Below are 17,158 nucleotides of genomic sequence, written 5' to 3'. Positions count from 1 at the left end.
TCAATAAACAAGCTAACATGTTATTTAAAAGAAAGGCACTTGCGCTTGCTGCCTGGCTCGTACTCTGTGGTGGTGCGCTGCAGGCACAGGATGGCAAAATGGAGTTGAGTGTAGAGAAAATAATGCGCGATCCGAAATGGATCGGGATCTCTCCAAGCAACATCTTCTGGTCAGAAGACGGCAAAAAGATCTACTTCAACTGGAACCCTGAAGGCAATCGCAAAGATTCGCTCTACAGCGTGTCGGCAGATGGCAAGAACATCCGCAAAGTAAGTGCACAGGAACGCCGAAGCCTGCCAAGCCCGTTTGGTCGTTACAACAGAGCTGAAAACAAGAAAGTATATGAAAAGAGTGGAGATATCTTCCTGCTGGATATCAAGAGCGGAAAGGCACAGCAGGTTACCAACACCTCTGAACGTGAAAGCAGCCCTTCTTTCAGCCACGACGAAAAAAAGATAGCTTACCTGAAAGACAGCAACCTGTATACCTGGAATATTGCCAACGGACAGGTGGCGCAACTTACAGACTTCAAAAAAGGAGTAAAGCCTGCTGAAGGTGAACCCAAAGACCCGCAACGTGTGTGGTTGCGGGAGCAGCAAAAGGAGCTTTTGCAAATAGTACGCGAACGCGAAGCTGATAAAGAAGCAGCCAAAAAGCAGCAGAAAGCAGATACGCCAAAGCGCCCGAAAGAGATCTACACCAGCAATAAGTCTGTAGATAATATCGTGCTTAGCCCGGACGAACAGTTTATTACCTATCGTCTTGTTAACAGGCCTAAAAACGCAAGAATAGCTATTGTTCCAGATTTTGTTACCTCCTCAGGGTACACGGAGGACATTAACACCCGAACCAAGGTGGGGGATGCGCAGGCAACGTACGAGTTCTTTGTGTACGACACCCGCCGCGATACAACCTTTGCTGTAACCATGAAGGATATAGCAGGTATTTACGAACAACCTGCTTACCTGCAGACCCAAGCTGCCAAAGACGGATCTGATAAGGCTGGAGCAGAGAAAGCAGCCAAGCAGGAAATGCGCTCCACCACTATCTTCGGCCCTTTCTGGTCAGATAACGGCAAGAACGCTGTGGTAGTGGCTCGCTCCAACGACAACAAAGATCGCTGGATTCTGAAACTGAACCCGGCCACGGGAGCCTTGACATTGCTGGACCGGCAGCGGGATGAAGCCTGGATCAACGGACCTGGAATTAGCTACGGCGCTGGTGATATTGGCTGGATGCCGGATAACGAAAACGTGTGGTTCCACTCGGAAGAAAGCGGCTATTCGCACCTGTATACCGTTAATGTGAACAGCGGCAAGAAAAAAGCGCTGACCAGCGGTAAGTTTGAGGTATCGAACGTGCGCATGTCTGATGATAAAAAGCACTGGTACTTCATTGCCAATAAGGTACATCCGGGAGAGCAGCATTTTTACCGCATGCCGCTTCAGGGTGGCGAGATGGTGCAGCTAACTACCATGACAGGTGCACATGAAGTGGAGTTGTCGCCGGATGAAAAGAAGCTGGCCGTACGCTACTCCTATAGCAACAAGCCATGGGAGCTGTTTGTGATGGATAACAAAAAAGGTGCGAAGCCCCGCCAGGTTACCGAGTCTCTTACAAAGGAGTTTAAATCTTACAACTGGCGCGAGCCGGAAGTGATCAGCTTTAAAGCAAGCGACGGCGTTGATGTATACGCCCGTCTATACAAACCAAAGAATGCAGTAGCCAACGGCCCGGCTGTAATTTTTGTACACGGGGCTGGTTACCTGCAGAATGCGCACAAGTGGTGGAGCAATTACTTCCGGGAGTATATGTTCCATAATTTCCTGGCCGATAACGGCTATACCGTACTGGACATTGACTACAGGGGGAGTGCCGGTTATGGGCGTGACGTACGCACGGGTATCTACCAGTTTATGGGTGGCAAAGACCTGAGCGACCATGTGGATGGTGCCAAGCTGCTCGTCGACAAGTATAACGTTGATCCGAAACGCATCGGTATTTACGGTGGTTCTTATGGTGGCTTTATTACGCTGATGGCCATGTTCACGCAGCCTGATGTGTTTGCTGCCGGAGCCGCGCTGCGTTCTGTAACAGACTGGGCACACTATAACCACGGCTATACTTCCAACATCCTGAACACACCGTACACCGATAGTCTGGCCTATGCAAAGAGCTCCCCAATTTACTATGCGGAAGGTCTGAAAGGAGCCTTGCTTATGTGCCATGGTATGGTAGACACAAACGTACACTTCCAGGATATCGTGCGCCTGTCGCAGCGCCTGATCGAGCTGGGCAAAGATAACTGGGAACTGGCTGTTTACCCGGTAGAGGACCATGGTTTTGTAGAGCCTGCCAGCTGGACAGACGAGTATAAGCGTATCTACAAACTCTTTGAGCAGAACCTGAAAAAGTAAAAGCTTAACACAGGGTATTCTAAGGGCGTGAGGTGTAACAACATCTCACGCCTTTGTTTTTAATGGAGTATAAGTAGCTAGAAGATCGGAGAGGTAAATGTTAGAGTCGAGAGGCTTGTTTACACTAACAGGACGCTGAAACGTGTGGTGGAGATGTAAGTTGCTGACTTGCAATTTCTTATTTGAGCGCATTAAAAAAACGCGCAAATGGCTGCTCAGGAGCAGGTATTTGATAGTTTATTATCCGGCAAAAAGAAAATATACAATTCAGTGTTAGGCGGCAGAAGCTTTGTTTCTGTCGCCTTTCTTTTTTCTCCTGAGATGTATTTTGTAATTGTGGAAATATAGTACTATACTATATATTATGTTGGAACATCAAATTGAAATTTTATAATCTACATAACAAGAGATGTAAATGCTTATATATGAACAAGATAAATGCACTGGGAACATGGTGGATTTGTGAAAAATAGCTTTAAAACGTTCAAAGCGTATTTTTTTTCAGGTATAGTGTAGTTATAACCAATTAGGTAGTAACTTTGACTGCTTAATCTAATACCAAACAACCAATTATTCTAATTTTAATTTATGAGAAAAGTTCTATTTTTGAGCTTGGTTGTGCTCCTAACGCTTGTTAGCCAGGCGTGGGCGCAAAATCAGGCCGTCTCAGGGAAGGTAACCGACGCTGGGACAGGACAACCATTGCCTGGGGTGTCTGTCGTTGTAAAGGGTACAACTGCAGGTGCTTCTACAAGCGTTGATGGTACTTATACAGTAAACGTGCCTGCAGGGTCTACCACACTGGTATTCCGCTACATTGGCTATGCTACTGTTGAGCGTGCCATTAATGGTTCAGTTATTGATGTTGCTTTAGGAGTTGACAACAAACAGCTTTCTGAAGTTGTTATCACCGGTTACGGCACAACAGTTAAAAGTGAAGTAACAGGTTCTGTAACTACAGTTAGCGCTTCGAAACTGGAAGACAAGCCAATGCCTTCAGTTGATCAGTTGCTGCAGGGACAGGTTGCAGGTTTGCAATCAGTAGGTAGCTCAGGCCAGCCAGGTGCTAGCCAGCAGATCCGTATCAGAGGTGTAGGCTCAATCAACGCTGGTTCTAACCCGCTATACGTTGTGGATGGTGTGATCATCAACTCTGGTGACCTTTCCAGAAACACAACTTCTGCTAACCAGTTAGCAGGCCTGAACCCGAACGACATCGAGAGTGTAACAGTTCTTAAGGATGCGGCTTCTACGTCTATCTATGGTTCCAGAGGTGCAAACGGTGTAATCGTAATCACAACCAAGTCTGGTAAATCAGGAAAAACAAAGTTCAACTTCACAACAGAGCAGGGCTATACTGACGTTGCTACAGTTCCTGAAGCTGGTGAATACTTAAATGCAGCACAGTATTTAGAGTTAACCCGTGAAGGTCTTGTAAATGCAGGTTATTCAGCGGATGTAGTTAACGAGACAATGCTTGCATTTGGCGAAGGCTCCGGAGTAGACACCGATTGGAGAGACCTTATTACAAGAAGAGGAAACCAGCAGACATACAACCTGTCAGCTTCTGGTGGAAATGAGAAAACTCAGTTCTATGTTTCAGGTGGCTACTTTGATCAGGAAGCTCCGGTTATTGGCTCTGACTTCAGAAGAATTTCAGGTGCTTTGAACCTGAACCACAAGATCAACGACAAGATCTCTTTCTTCAACAAGCTTAATATTTCTAATATTAACCAAACTACGCCTTCTAACGGTGGTGCTTTCTCTAACCCTGTAGGGGCTATGGGCTTCTTGCTTCCAGTACAGAACCCTTACAACCCAGACGGTTCACTGAACATTTCTCGTACAGGTATCACAAATTTCAACTCACAGTTTAACCCACTGTACCTGGTTGAAAACGATATCAGAGATATGCGCAACACCAAGGTTTTAGGATCTATCGGTGCAGAGTATAACATCATCAAAAACCTGAAATTCACTTCTAAAGTTGGTGTTGACTACATCACTATTGAAGAAGAAATGTTCTGGAACCCATTCCATGGTGATGGTAGAACAGTATCTGGTCGTGGTTACAACTACTACACTCGTTTGTTCAACTGGATTACTACTAACCAGTTAAATTACCGTTTCACTGTACCAGGTGTAGAAAAGTTAACTGCTGATGCGACGCTTGGCTATGAAGCACAGAAGTCTCGCCAGTATAACATTACTACGAACTCTACTACTTATCCTAAAACAACGGCACTGCCTTCTTCATCAGTAGCTTCAGTTCCGATTGTAGGTAACGCTTCTGGTTCAGATTATACTTTCTCATCTATCATCTCTGCATTAAACCTGAACTATGATGAGAAATATGTACTGACTGGTACTTTCCGTCGTGACGGTTCTTCAAGATTCGGTTCAGAAAACAGATATGGTAATTTCTGGTCTATCGGTGCAACCTGGAACGCTCATGAAGAAGACTTCATCAAGGATCTTGACTTCGTGTCAACTGCTAAGCTGAGATCTTCTTATGGTGTAAACGGTAACGGTGATATCGGTAACTATACTTGGCGTCCGCTGTTTGGCTACGGCTTTAACTATAACCAGCAGCCAGGTGGAGCTTTCAACAACTTAGGTAACACTGACCTGACCTGGGAGCTTAACAAGCCATTCAACGTAGGTGTGGACCTGGGCTTCTTTGGTGAGCGCCTGACATTTACTGCTGATTACTATGAGCGCGTTACAAGCGACATGCTTCTGTACCGTGAGATCTCCAGAACAAATGGCTTCGGATCTTCTGTTCTGCAGAACATTGGCGAAATGAAGAACAGCGGTTTTGAATTAACGATCGGTGGTTCTCCAATCGATGGTGAGTTCAAGTGGACTTCTAACTTCAACATTGCCTTCAACAAAAACAGAATCACGAAACTGGTAGGCGGAAGAGACATCATTGATGGTGCTTACATCCTGAGAGAAGGCGAAGATTACAGAACTTTCTATGTACGCCAGTGGGCGGGTGTAGACCCTGCTACAGGTGACCCAATGTGGTGGAAAGATGCTGAAAAGACTGAGACAACAAAATCTTACAGCCAGGCAGCAAGAGTACTTTACAAGAGCGGTACTCCTAAGTTCTTCGGGGGCTTTAACAACACATTCAACTACAAAGGCTTTACTTTAGATGCGTTGGTTGTTTTCAACTATGGCAACTATGTAAGAGATGGTTGGGAGTATTACCTGATGGACGGTTCTTATCCTTTGGCTAACAAATATGCTAAGAACCTGAACAGATGGCAGAAAGAAGGAGACATCACAGATGTTCCTAAGTATGTTTACAACCAGCCAAACAACTCCAGCTCTTTGTCTACAAGATTCTTGTACAAAGGTGACTTCATGCGTTTGAGAAACTTAAGCCTGGGTTACGATCTGAAGTCTCAGTGGGTTGAGAAAGTAGGTCTGTCAAGAGCTAACGTTTACGTGCGTGGAACAAACCTTCTGACCAAGACTTATGATGATAATCTGACAGTAGATCCGGAAGCAGGCGTTAACAGCAGCGCGAACGCAGACATTCCAGCTTCTAAGTCTGTAACTGTAGGTCTTAATGTTAATTTTTAATTTTAGTAACTAATGAATAAGAGATTTATATATATGTCTTTACTCTCGGCAACATTGCTGCTGGGGTCTTGTAAAGATGAGTTCCTGGATCAGGAGCCGTATTCTTCCCTGCCGATTGGCAGTGCTATTCTTACTGCAGATGATATGCAGTCTGCAGCCAATGGTATGTACCAGTCGCTTCGCTCAACGGACACTTTCGGACGTAACATTCCGCTGATGGGCGATCTGATGGCTGACAACGTGTATATTGCTCCTGCGAACTCAGGTCGTTATATCGCACAAAACGCTTACACTACAACGGTTGCAACTGCAGAGCCAGCAAACATGTGGAGCGCGCTCTATACTACTATTCTTAGAGCAAACACCATCATCAATGCTACTGTACCTGCAAGCCCTACTGTTGATCAGTTAAAAGGTGAAGCTTATGCAGTAAGAGCTTTGTGTTATTTCGAACTAACAAAGTTCTTCGCAACCCCTTATACAGTAAACCCTAATGCACTTGGTGTACCTTTGGTTACAACATTTGATCCAAAGAACCCAACAAGCTACTATACAGGATCAAATCCGAAGAGAAATACTGTAGCTGAAGTGTATGCACAAATCAATGCTGACTTAGATCAGGCATATAGCCTGATCACAGCCACTAAGAACTCTTCTTATATAAACAAGTATGGCGCAAGAGCCCTGCAGGCAAGAGCATATTTGTATATGGGAGATTATCAGAAGGCTAAGGAAGCAGCACTGGATGTAGTTACCAACGGAGGCTACACGCTTGTTTCTGCTGCTAACTATGCTTCTTACTGGAAAAATGCAGCACCTGTAACCAACAAGGTTGAAACTATCTTTGAAATTTCGCTGGATGGTGTAAACAACAACGGTACAAATGCCCTGGCTTACATCTATGACCAGAACGGTTATGGTGACATGCTTGCTACAACAGACCTGTATAACACTTATGCAGAAGGTGATGTGCGCAAAAGCGTTATAACTGCAGGTAAGAAAGGTACAGTAAACCCAGCTTACATTGTTGCGAAGTATCCGAATACGCTGAACGCATCTGATAAAGATGATATCAAGGTAATTCGTTATGCAGAAGTATTGCTGACCCTTGCTGAAGCGGAAGCCAGAACTGGTAACCCGATTGAAGCTCTAAGAAGACTGAATGAAGTAGCAACAGCACGTGGTGCGGCTCCTTATGTTTCAGTTGGTGATCAGCTGATCCAGGATATCCTGACCGAGAGACGTAAAGAGCTTGCTTTCGAAGGCCATCGTTACTGGGACTTTATGCGCCTGAACTTGCCTATTATCCGTACTGCTCAGCATCCAAGTGCTGCAAGAGAGATTGCGGTTGACAACTTCCGACGTATTCAGCCAATACCACAAGGTGAGCTTGATGCTAACCCTAATATTGAGCCTAACCCAGGATACTAATCTTAAAGTTAGTACCTCTAAAAAGAAACAGCCGGCGCTATTATTTAGCGCCGGCTGTTTCTTTTTAGAGGTTATCAAGTCAAAGTGAGTTGTTTTTTATTAAGCTATATTTTAAAAAGTATAAGCAAACGATGCTCCTTGAAAAGCAGATCCTTCTAAAGTAGGAATCACGGTAGGAGCAATGGATATACCTGTGTTGTTTGTTTTCTTATGCAGTTGCGGCACCAGGATTCCGGCAGCGGCTCCTAATCCGTAGCCAAGCAAGTTATCGCTCAAAAAGTGCTTGCCAGCTTTCAGGCGCAAATAACCGACCGAGGCCGGGATGGCCGCTGCAGCAGCCCAAACGTAAGGCCGAGCAGGGGAGTCAGGGTTGAAATCGTGGAAAACCTTAGCTGCAAAGAATGTAGCGCTGGCAGTAGCAGCCGTATGGCCGGCGTAAAAAGAGTTCCGGGCGTTTGAGTTGGTCCGGTCCGACATCTCCACATCGTTACTGTAAACCATCGGTCTGGTGCGCGGTACAAGGCCGTTGGTAATAGTGAACAACGTACCGGTCACAGCCATCGTCTGAACATACAATACCGCTACCTGCCCGAACTTACTGCGTACATTGTCATTCAGGAGCATAACGGCTAGCGGCATGGCAAAGGAGCCGTAAAAAGGGTAATCACTCGCTTTTTTGGCTGCATCCGAATGGTACCCGGCAGAGAAACGGTCAAAGCCGTTTACATCACTTTTTCTGAGATTGGCAACCTCCTCTTCCGTTAAGCCTTCTTTGTCCTGCATCAGGGTAAGACCGTAGTAGCTTAGACCCATGCCCGCAATTGTTACAGGGGCGTCAACGGCAAATCTTGTTCTGTAAGGGGAGTCATCCTGAGCACGCGCCGTGCTGGTAAGGAGAGAAAGTATAAATACGATAACTATAGATGGTTTCATATGATCTTTTTGAAATAGAAAAATTCAATGCTCTTGAAACGCGACTATATATAAAAGGTTTAGTAGCTGCGGCAGGCTTTTCACCTCAGATTTTAAGTTAAACCTATACCTACGGTTACCCGTTTTGATACTACTTTGTAAATGTTTAACAACAAAAATGATAGCTTGTTTGTACTTTCATAATAAACTAACGTAAGGTGCTTTAATATTCCCCTTCATTTACATCATGTTTTTTAAGTGTGCCGTATTTCCCTTAGCTTTGTATCTGCTGTGTTAGAGCAGCCGGTTTATACTTTGTACCTAAACCCATTTGCAAAATGCCATACTTATTCACTTCTGAGTCTGTGTCAGAAGGACACCCTGATAAAGTAGCTGACCAGATATCGGACGCGCTACTTGATGAATTCCTAAAGCAGGACCCGCAGTCTAAAGTGGCCTGCGAAACACTGGTTACTACCGGTCTGGTGGTGCTGAGCGGCGAGGTTAAATCAGAAGCCTACGTTGATGTACAGAAAGTGGCCCGCGACGTGATCAAGCGTATTGGCTATACTAAATCTGAATACATGTTCGATGCCGATGCCTGCGGCGTTATCTCTGCCATACACGAGCAGTCGAGCGACATTAACCAGGGCGTAGAGCGTGCTAACCCGGAAGATCAGGGAGCCGGTGACCAGGGGATGATGTTTGGTTACGCTACCAACGAAACCGACAACTACATGCCGCTGGCATTAAGCATTTCGCACCTGCTGCTGGAGGAACTTGCTGCCATCCGCAAGGAAGGCAAAGAAATGACATACCTTCGCCCGGATGCAAAATCGCAGGTAACGATCCGCTACAGCGACAACCACGTGCCGGAGAAGATCGATACGATTGTTATCTCGACACAGCACGATGAGTTTGTGCTGCCGGAAAGCAATACTTCAGAAGCGAAGGATGCAGCAGAGAAGCAAATGGTGGCAAAGATCAAAGCCGATGTGGACAGCATCCTGATCCCACGCGTGCTGAAGCAGTTGCCGGAGCGTATCCAGAAGCTGTTTAACAGCGACATCGTTTACCACATCAACCCGACTGGTAAATTCGTGATCGGTGGACCACACGGCGACACGGGCCTGACTGGCCGTAAGATCATTGTAGATACCTACGGTGGTAAAGGTGCGCACGGTGGTGGTGCTTTCTCCGGAAAAGACTCTTCTAAAGTAGACCGTTCGGCAGCTTACGCTGCACGCCATATTGCCAAGAACCTGGTAGCAGCTGGTGTAGCAGATCAGGCATTGGTGCAGGTAGCTTATGCGATTGGCGTTGCCAAGCCGGTTGGTTTGTACGTGACAACGTATGGCTCTACCAAAGTGAAGGATGCGAGCGGCAGCGTGATGAGCGACGGCGAAATTGCAGAGAGAGTAGACAAAATTTTCGACATGCGTCCGTATGCCATCGTACAGCGTTACGGCCTGCAGAACCCTATCTTCTCTGAAACGGCTGCTTATGGCCACATGGGCAGAACGCCGGGTATTAAGCGTGTAGAATACTCCAGAAATGGCAACACAGAGGTGAAGGAGTACGAAACCTTTACCTGGGAGAAACTGGATTATGTAGATAAGATCAAAGAAGCTTTTGGTTTATAACCGAAGCAGAACTATAAAAAGAAAGGTCCGCTAGAGTTAGCGGACCTTTCTTTTTAAATCAGGTTGATATAATTAAGTATGGCTTAAAAGGCTGCCTGCTTGTCTTTGAACTTCTTAAGCTGGCGGCGCATGGCTTCCACGGCGGCATCGGCGGCGGCTTCAAAAGAAGGAGCGTCTTCTTCTGAGAAAAGGGTACTGCCCGGTACGTACAGTTTTATCTCTACGGTCTTTGTGTTTGTGCCGTCGCTGTTGTTATGTTTAAGAAACACTTCACCATCCACAACACGGTCGTAGAATGTTTCCAGTTTATCTACTCGTTGTTGAATGAAATCGGTCAGCTGCTTGTCAGCCTCGAAGTGGATAGAATGAATCTGTAACTTCATAGTCGTACATATTAAAGGTTTAACTTATGCTTTGGGATGCGCTTTCTCGAAGATCGATTTAAGCTTCTCGATAGAGTTATGGGTATATACCTGTGTTGCTGCCAGGCTGGCATGCCCCAGCAAGTCCTTTATGGCATTAAGATCGGCTCCATTGTTCAGCAGGTGTGTAGCAAAAGAATGACGCAGTACGTGCGGGCTGTTATGTTCTGAGGTTGTAACCAAGCTGATGTACTTTTTAACTACACGGTAAACAAATTTTGGATAAAGGGGGCGTGCTTTTGTTGTAACGAGCAGCTTTTCTGAATTGTTATCGCTAACTGCGGCTTTCTTGTAGGCCAGGTAGTCTTCCAGGCAGGTATAAAGCGAGTCGTTGATCGGTACGATGCGCTCTTTGTTTCCTTTGCCCAATACACGTACTGTTTTTGCGTGCAGGTCTATGTTGGCATGTTCGATGTTGATGAGTTCGGCAAGGCGCATGCCGGTGCCGTACAGGAACTCAAGTATAAGCCTGTCGCGCTGCCCTTCAAAAGTATCTTCGAAAGTAAAGCTGTCCAGAAAGTTGTTGAAAGGCTCCTCGGGTACAAAGCCTGGTAGCTTTTTAGATGCCTTGGGTGCCTTGATGCGCAGCATTGGGTTGGCCTTTATCCGCTGCTGACCTAATAAGAATCGATAGTATGTGCGCAGGCAGGCAATCTTACGGTTGATGGAGCGTGGCTCCAGGTTACGCTGCACCAGCGATAGTATCCAGGAGCGGATAATGGCATGGTCGGCTTCGGCCGCATCGGTGATCTCGTATACCTTTTGTAGGTACTGGGCAAATTGCCCGAGATCGGTGTGGTAGGAGGTAAGCGTATGCGGGCTGTACCGTTTTTCGTACTGGAGGTACTTAAAAAATAAATCCATAAACTAGTATACCTGATGGGTGAATCAGATATACTAATTTATGGAAAAATAAGATATCTTGGTCGAAAGACTAGTAGTTTTGCTGAGCGAAAAGCGACTGAATGTATTTCGCTTTCTCCTTCTGCTTTCTCTTTGTTACAGATGGCTTCTGGAAGAACGTTCTGGATCTCAGTTCTTTAAGAACACCAGTTCTTTCGAATTTCTTCTTAAATCTTTTTAACGCGCGGTCTACTGACTCGTTATCTTTTACGTTTACAATAATCATGTTTTCTCTCGCTTCTACTGATATTTAGGGTTGCAAATTTACAAAAGCTTTTGTCTATAAATCAATAGATTGAGAAAATATTTATCTCAATCTATACAAAAGTGTCGCCAGTGGAGCTGTAAAACCACACTGGAGGGAATATTTAACGTGTTTTTATACGTATCTGTTACTTCAGGATAGCCCTGGAAATTACCAGTTTCTGAATTTCGCTGGTGCCTTCGCCGATGGTGCAAAGCTTGGCGTCGCGGTAATATTTCTCTGCCGGGTAATCTTTGGTAAAGCCGTAACCACCGAAGATCTGCACCGCCTCGTTAGCCACTCTTACCGATACTTCCGAAGCATACAGCTTGGCCATAGCCGATTCTTTGTTCACGTTCAGGCCGCGGTTCTTCATGTCGGCTGCCTGGTAGGTAAGCAGCGATGCCGCTTCGATCTCCGTGGCCATATCAGCCAGTTTGAAGGCAATGCCCTGGAAGCTTGATATCGGTTTGTTGAACTGCGAGCGCTCCTGTGAGTAAGCAAGGGCTGCTTCAAAAGCGCCTTGTGCGATGCCTAAAGAAAGGGCAGCAATCGAGATGCGTCCGCCGTCCAGCACTTTCATGGCCTGGATAAAGCCTTCGCCTACATTGCCCAAAATCTGGCTCTGGTGTACGCGGCAATCCTGGAAGATAAGCTCTGTTGTTTCAGAGGCACGCATGCCCAGTTTGTCTTCTTTGCGGCCGGCACTGAAGCCAGGGGTGCCTTTCTCAATAACAAAAGCAGTCATGCCATGGGAATCGCCAACCTCGCCCGTACGCACGATCACCACTGCTACATTGCCTGTTTTGCCATGCGTAATAAAGTTCTTGGCACCATTGATCACCCAGTACTCGCCGTCCTGTACTGCTACGGTGCGCATGTTGCCTGCGTCAGAACCGGTATTTGGCTCTGTAAGACCCCAGGCTCCGATCCATTCTGCAGTAGCCAGCTTCGGCAGGTATTTCTGCTTCTGCTCTTCGTTGCCAAACTGCAGGATGTGGCCTGTGCAAAGGGAGTTGTGCGCTGCCATCGAAAGGCCGATAGAACCATCGATCTTGGAAAGCTCGGCAATGGCAGTTACGTACTCCAGGTAACCGAAGCCGGAGCCGCCATACTCGGTTGGTACCAGCACGCCCATCAGGCCCAGCTCGCCTAATTGCTTGAACACTTCCACCGGGAACTCCTGGCTTTCGTCCCACTCGCGCATTTTAGGTTTAATGTGCTTTGCCCCGAAATCCCGGACCATGTCCGCAATCATGCGCTGGTTTTCTGTAGCTTTTAATTCCATTAGTTAAGTTAAAGAAAGTTATAGTTATTAAGGGTGTATGTCGCGTATATAACGAGTCTGTTGTATCGTTGTTTACAAAGCTATATAATTACGTGCAATTGCCCAATGCTATGATACAAATTACCCTTTGATAAAGGCAGTTAAGAGCTGCGCCTGCTCATGCGAACATATTTTGATTGCGCATGATAATTGCTTTATTTTGAACTTGCTTTGTGTTCTTGTAAAAGCAGGGTGGCCGGTTGGCTGCCATAATGCTGTTGGTGTAGGTAAATGATAAAGTTTATTCAGAATCTGTTTGGTAGTAGCACTGCGCCAGAGGCCTCTCTGAGCGTGTTGGGCGTGGATATGCATTCGCATATTCTGCCGGGCCTCGACGACGGAGCAGATACACTGGAGCGCTCGCTGGAGCTGGTGCAGGTTATGCAGGAGCTGGGCTACCGCAAACTGATCATGACGCCTCACATCATGAGCGATTTTTACAGGAACACGCCAGAAGGTATACGGGAACGCCTGGAGGTGCTGAAGATAGCTGTAAAAGACGCCGGCATACAGATGGAGCTGGATTGTGCCGCTGAACATTACCTGGATGAAGGCTTCCTGGACAAGCTGGAGAACGGCGAAGAGCTGCTGACGTTTGGCGACAAGTATCTGCTGTTCGAAACGTCTTTTCTTAACGAGCCCCTGAACCTGCGGGAGGCTATCTTTAAAATGCGTACCTTTGGGTATAAACCGGTACTCGCCCACCCGGAACGTTATACTTATTTTTATGGAAAGTTTGACGAACTGGTGGCGTTACGGGATTACGGTGTGCTGTTTCAGCCAAATCTTAACTCCCTAACGGGTTACTATTCGCCGGCAGCCAGGCAAGTGGCCGAGAAACTGATTGATGCCGGTATGGTGGATTTCCTGGGGTCGGATGCACACAGCCTGAAGCATACAAACTCCTTGCAAAAGGTGCTTGGCTGCAAATACCTTCAAAAGGCACTGGAGCTACCTTTGCTCAACAATCAACTCTAATTAACTATTTCCGCAGCAATGATATTTGTAACAGGCGGCAGTGGCCTGATCGGTAGCTTTCTTATAGAGGCGCTTCTGGAACTGGGGCACCCGGTAAGGGCTTTGTACAGGGGGCAGAAACCGGCTGTGCGGGGTGCCGATAAAGTGCAGTGGGTGGAAGGCGATATCCTGGACCCGGTTCTGCTGCGGGAAGCCCTGGACGGGGTGCGGTATGTATTCCATTGCGCAGGGCTTGTTTCGTATGCCCCGCAGGATGAGGAACTGCTCAAAAAGGTGAACGTGGAGGGTACCGCCAACATCGTGGATGCCTGCCTGGAAGCCGGAAGTATAAAACTTTGCCACGTAAGCTCCATAGCAGCGATTGGCAGGCCCAAAGGGGCTACCGTGCTGAGCGAGCGCAACAAATGGGACCAGGCAGAAGAGCATTCTGCTTACGCCAGTTCCAAGTATTTCGGAGAGCTGGAAGTATGGCGCGGCGTATCCGAAGGGCTGGATACCGTGATCGTAAATCCATCGGTGGTGCTCGGGCCTGCGGACTGGAACCGCAGCAGTACCCGGCTGTTTAAGTATGTGTTTGATGAGCGTCGTTTTTATACTATAGGCAGCGCCAACTTTGTGGATGTGCGCGATGTGGTAGAGGCGATGATACGACTTACTTTCTCGGATATTTCCGGAGAAAGATTTATATTGAATGCAGGGCAGCTTACCTACAAGGACTTCTTTACACAAGCTGCCAGGTGCCTGGGCAAAAAAGCGCCCGGTACAAAGGTGCCTCCGGCGCTTGCCGAAGTAGTATGGCGCCTGGAGCACGTACGGTCCTGGCTTACCGGAAAAAGGCCGCTGATCACGAAAGACACAGCCCGTGTTTCCGCGAAAAGCCACCTGTTCAGCAATGAGAAAATAAAGCAGGCAGTAGCAATGGATTTCCGTCCGCTGGAGGAGACCATTGCCTGGAGCTGCAGCCAGTTGCTTGCCTCTGCACCTGCTCAAAATGGCTTTAAACCAAGCCAGGTAATCTAAACTATTTGCAGCATTAAAATGTAATAGGACAAAGGCTGTTTTGGTGCAGCCTGTTGGATTTTTGGAGATGAAAGATAACTTTGACGAGAACAGCGAAGACCTTGAACTGATACAGCGGTTCGAGCAAATGCTGGGGAGTAATGAGACTGTATTTTTTGACCTTACTGACTTTGAATATATTATAGACCATTATACTGCTAACTTCGATTACAAGAAGGCGATAATGGCCTGCGATTCTGCTATTGCCCAATATCCTTTCTCTTCTGAACTGCTGATCGATAAAGCACAGTTGCTGGCGATGTCCGGCAAATTTGACGAGGCATTGGTCCTGATCAACCAGGTAGGGGAGGTAGAGCCGGATAACCCGGATGTGCTGCTGACGCGTGGCATTATTTTTACACAGCGTGGCGAGTACCGCGATGCCATTGACCACTTCAAAAAGGCAGTGGCGTATGCAGAAGACCGAGACGATATTTACTTTAACATCGGACTTGCCTACCAGAGCTGGGGCAAGTTCAGCAACGCCATCAAGTACTACAAAAAGTGTATTGCCCTGAACATCGAGAACGAAGCGGCAATGCAGGAGGTGGTGTACTGCATGGAGATAACAGGTACCATGCGCGAGCACCTTCCTTTTTTCCAGGAGTTCGTCGACAAGGACCCGTATTCTTATGTGGCCTGGTTTAACCTGGGCAACGTGTACAACAAGCTGGGCATGTACGACAAGGCCATTGCATCTTACGATTACGCCACCATCATCAAGCCTGATTTTATCACCGCCTACAACAACATGGCCAATGCCTATGTGTTTTTAGGAGAGTACAGCAAGGCGATAGAGGCATTCAATGCGATGCTGGAGCACGGCTCGCCGTCGGCGGAAGTATACTGCAACATCGGGGAGTGCTACGAAAAGCTGCGCCAGTGGGATCTGTCCAGAAGGTACTATCAGAAGTCCATCGACCTTGACCCGGAAATGGACGAGGCCTGGTTTGGCATCGGGGTTATACTGGATGCACAGGGTAAATGGTACGAGGCAGTGCACTTCTTCAAAAAGGCTGTTGACTTATACTCCGACAGTGCCGATTACTGGGTTGCGCTGGCGGCTGCAGAATATCATGTGGGGCATGTGGTATCGGCGCTGGAGAGCTATGCACGGGCCGCTGAAGTGCAGCCGGGCGATAAAGATATCTACCTGAACTGGTCGATTATCCTGTACGAGCAGGGCAATTTCGACGAGGCAACCGATATCATTCTGAACGCAATCGAGATTCAGCCGGACGAGGCGGAATTGTACTATCGGGCGTGTGCGTACCTGCTTTCGGCAGGAAAATATCGCGAAGCTTACAATTATCTGGAAAATGCTTTAATTTTGGACTTCGAAAAGCATAAGCTTCTCTTCGAGTTCTTTCCTGAACTGGAGTCGCAGCGTGCATTGTCCCGATTAATTGACCAGTACCGCAAATAAAACTACATGAATTATACGCTGAATAACTTACCGGAGCGCGAGTCCAAGCCCCGTGAAAGAGGTTTTACCATGGCCATGGATAAGGGCCTTAGTATCCGGGAAGTTGAAGACTTTTTGGAAGTAGCGGGTGATTATGTAGACATCGTTAAGCTTGGCTGGGCTACCTCGTATGTGGTGCCTAATCTGCAGAAAAAGCTGGATGTTTACAGAGCCGCAGGTATACCCACCTACTTTGGAGGCACGCTGTTCGAGGCCTTTGTTGTCAGAAACCAGTTCGACGATTACCGCCGCATCCTGGACAAGTATAACATGACCTTTGCCGAAGTATCGGACGGATCGCTGGAAATGGACCACGGCCAGAAATGCGAGTATATCCAGACGCTTGCAGAACAGGTAACCGTTTTGTCAGAAGTAGGTTCCAAAGACGCAGAGAAGATCATTCCGCCGTACATGTGGATCAGGCTGATGCAGGCAGAGCTTGATGCCGGTGCCTGGAAGGTGATCGGGGAAGCACGTGAAGGCGGTAACGTAGGTTTGTTCCGTTCTACCGGCGAGGTACGCAGCGGCCTTGTAGAAGAGATCCTGACCAAGATCCCGTTCGAAAAGATACTCTGGGAAGCTCCGCAGAAAGCACAGCAGGTATGGTTTATCAAGCTGCTGGGCGCTAACGTAAACCTGGGCAACATTGCTCCAAGCGAGATCATTCCGCTGGAAACAATACGCCTTGGCCTGCGTGGCGACACCTTCTCTCATTTCCTGGAAATGGATAACAATCCTCGCAGAGGGTAGTATATACATCAAT

13 protein-coding genes are annotated in these 17,158 nt (G+C 47.2%); 8 read left to right on the top strand and 5 right to left on the bottom strand.

Going from position 1 to position 17,158, the window contains the following annotated elements:
* The first annotated feature begins 17 nt into the window (after nucleotides 1-17).
* The 3 genes from MJ611_RS03185 to MJ611_RS03175 all read left to right on the top strand — a co-directional run bounded on the left by MJ611_RS03185 (nucleotide 18) and on the right by MJ611_RS03175 (nucleotide 7,442).
* The gene (locus MJ611_RS03185) at nucleotides 18-2,417 is read left to right on the top strand and encodes a prolyl oligopeptidase family serine peptidase (protein WP_250427961.1); all 2,400 of its coding nucleotides are present in this window, start codon (nucleotides 18-20) and stop codon (nucleotides 2,415-2,417) included.
* Between the two features lie 588 nt (nucleotides 2,418-3,005).
* The gene (locus tag MJ611_RS03180; protein ID WP_250427960.1) at nucleotides 3,006-6,011 is read left to right on the top strand and encodes a SusC/RagA family TonB-linked outer membrane protein; all 3,006 of its coding nucleotides are present in this window, start codon (nucleotides 3,006-3,008) and stop codon (nucleotides 6,009-6,011) included.
* A 12-nt stretch (nucleotides 6,012-6,023) separates the two neighbouring features.
* Nucleotides 6,024-7,442, top strand: coding sequence for a RagB/SusD family nutrient uptake outer membrane protein (locus MJ611_RS03175; protein WP_250427959.1), 1,419 nt, complete (start codon nucleotides 6,024-6,026; stop codon nucleotides 7,440-7,442).
* 111 nt (nucleotides 7,443-7,553) lie between these two features.
* Here the strand turns inward: MJ611_RS03175 and MJ611_RS03170 are convergent, their stop codons facing one another.
* Entirely contained in the window at nucleotides 7,554-8,375 is an 822-nt protein-coding gene (locus tag MJ611_RS03170; RefSeq protein WP_250427958.1) for a phosphatase PAP2 family protein, read from the bottom strand.
* Nucleotides 8,376-8,692: 317 nt separating this feature from the next.
* Here MJ611_RS03170 and metK point away from each other — a divergent pair, with 317 nt between their 5' ends.
* Nucleotides 8,693-9,997, top strand: a complete 1,305-nt coding sequence (gene metK, locus MJ611_RS03165) for a methionine adenosyltransferase (protein WP_250427957.1) — start codon at nucleotides 8,693-8,695, stop codon at nucleotides 9,995-9,997.
* A gap of 83 nt (nucleotides 9,998-10,080) precedes the next feature.
* Here the strand turns inward: metK and hpf are convergent, their stop codons facing one another.
* From hpf to MJ611_RS03145, 4 genes are all read right to left on the bottom strand, one after another.
* Nucleotides 10,081-10,380 carry a ribosome hibernation-promoting factor, HPF/YfiA family gene (hpf, locus tag MJ611_RS03160; RefSeq protein ID WP_250427955.1) on the bottom strand — a complete coding sequence of 100 codons (300 nt, stop codon included), beginning with the start codon at nucleotides 10,378-10,380 and terminating at the stop codon, nucleotides 10,081-10,083.
* A 24-nt stretch (nucleotides 10,381-10,404) separates the two neighbouring features.
* Entirely contained in the window at nucleotides 10,405-11,283 is an 879-nt protein-coding gene (locus MJ611_RS03155; protein WP_250427954.1) for a tyrosine-type recombinase/integrase, read from the bottom strand.
* Between the two features lie 70 nt (nucleotides 11,284-11,353).
* Entirely contained in the window at nucleotides 11,354-11,548 is a 195-nt protein-coding gene (gene rpsU, locus MJ611_RS03150) for a 30S ribosomal protein S21 (RefSeq protein ID WP_250427953.1), read from the bottom strand.
* A 166-nt stretch (nucleotides 11,549-11,714) separates the two neighbouring features.
* Nucleotides 11,715-12,854: an acyl-CoA dehydrogenase family protein gene (locus MJ611_RS03145; protein WP_250427952.1), complete on the bottom strand. Its 1,140-nt coding sequence runs from the start codon at nucleotides 12,852-12,854 to the stop codon at nucleotides 11,715-11,717.
* A gap of 270 nt (nucleotides 12,855-13,124) precedes the next feature.
* Between MJ611_RS03145 and MJ611_RS03140 the strand changes: the two genes are divergently transcribed.
* From MJ611_RS03140 to MJ611_RS03125, 4 genes are all read left to right on the top strand, one after another.
* Nucleotides 13,125-13,871: a tyrosine-protein phosphatase gene (locus tag MJ611_RS03140; protein ID WP_250427951.1), complete on the top strand. Its 747-nt coding sequence runs from the start codon at nucleotides 13,125-13,127 to the stop codon at nucleotides 13,869-13,871.
* A gap of 18 nt (nucleotides 13,872-13,889) precedes the next feature.
* Nucleotides 13,890-14,891, top strand: a complete 1,002-nt coding sequence (locus MJ611_RS03135) for an NAD-dependent epimerase/dehydratase family protein (RefSeq protein WP_250427950.1) — start codon at nucleotides 13,890-13,892, stop codon at nucleotides 14,889-14,891.
* A gap of 67 nt (nucleotides 14,892-14,958) precedes the next feature.
* Nucleotides 14,959-16,356 carry a tetratricopeptide repeat protein gene (locus tag MJ611_RS03130; protein WP_250427949.1) on the top strand — a complete coding sequence of 466 codons (1,398 nt, stop codon included), beginning with the start codon at nucleotides 14,959-14,961 and terminating at the stop codon, nucleotides 16,354-16,356.
* A gap of 6 nt (nucleotides 16,357-16,362) precedes the next feature.
* Nucleotides 16,363-17,145: a phosphosulfolactate synthase gene (locus tag MJ611_RS03125; RefSeq protein ID WP_250427948.1), complete on the top strand. Its 783-nt coding sequence runs from the start codon at nucleotides 16,363-16,365 to the stop codon at nucleotides 17,143-17,145.
* Nucleotides 17,146-17,158: the final 13 nt, after the last annotated feature.

This window comes from Pontibacter ruber, from assembly GCF_023630205.1.
Lineage (GTDB): Bacteria > Bacteroidota > Bacteroidia > Cytophagales > Hymenobacteraceae > Pontibacter > Pontibacter ruber.
This window is presented reverse-complemented; position numbering and strand designations above follow the sequence as displayed.

Excerpts from the sequence above, each read along its gene's own strand:
- MJ611_RS03185 (WP_250427961.1), top strand. The coding sequence starts at position 18 with ATGTTATTTAAAAGAAAGGCACTTGCGCTTGCTGCCTGGCTCGTACTC.
- MJ611_RS03180 (WP_250427960.1), top strand. The coding sequence starts at position 3,006 with ATGAGAAAAGTTCTATTTTTGAGCTTGGTTGTGCTCCTAACGCTTGTT.
- MJ611_RS03175 (WP_250427959.1), top strand. The coding sequence starts at position 6,024 with ATGAATAAGAGATTTATATATATGTCTTTACTCTCGGCAACATTGCTG.
- MJ611_RS03170 (WP_250427958.1), bottom strand. The coding sequence starts at position 8,375 with ATGAAACCATCTATAGTTATCGTATTTATACTTTCTCTCCTTACCAGC.
- metK (WP_250427957.1), top strand. The coding sequence starts at position 8,693 with ATGCCATACTTATTCACTTCTGAGTCTGTGTCAGAAGGACACCCTGAT.
- hpf (WP_250427955.1), bottom strand. The coding sequence starts at position 10,380 with ATGAAGTTACAGATTCATTCTATCCACTTCGAGGCTGACAAGCAGCTG.
- MJ611_RS03155 (WP_250427954.1), bottom strand. The coding sequence starts at position 11,283 with ATGGATTTATTTTTTAAGTACCTCCAGTACGAAAAACGGTACAGCCCG.
- rpsU (WP_250427953.1), bottom strand. The coding sequence starts at position 11,548 with ATGATTATTGTAAACGTAAAAGATAACGAGTCAGTAGACCGCGCGTTA.
- MJ611_RS03145 (WP_250427952.1), bottom strand. The coding sequence starts at position 12,854 with ATGGAATTAAAAGCTACAGAAAACCAGCGCATGATTGCGGACATGGTC.
- MJ611_RS03140 (WP_250427951.1), top strand. The coding sequence starts at position 13,125 with ATGATAAAGTTTATTCAGAATCTGTTTGGTAGTAGCACTGCGCCAGAG.
- MJ611_RS03135 (WP_250427950.1), top strand. The coding sequence starts at position 13,890 with ATGATATTTGTAACAGGCGGCAGTGGCCTGATCGGTAGCTTTCTTATA.
- MJ611_RS03130 (WP_250427949.1), top strand. The coding sequence starts at position 14,959 with ATGAAAGATAACTTTGACGAGAACAGCGAAGACCTTGAACTGATACAG.
- MJ611_RS03125 (WP_250427948.1), top strand. The coding sequence starts at position 16,363 with ATGAATTATACGCTGAATAACTTACCGGAGCGCGAGTCCAAGCCCCGT.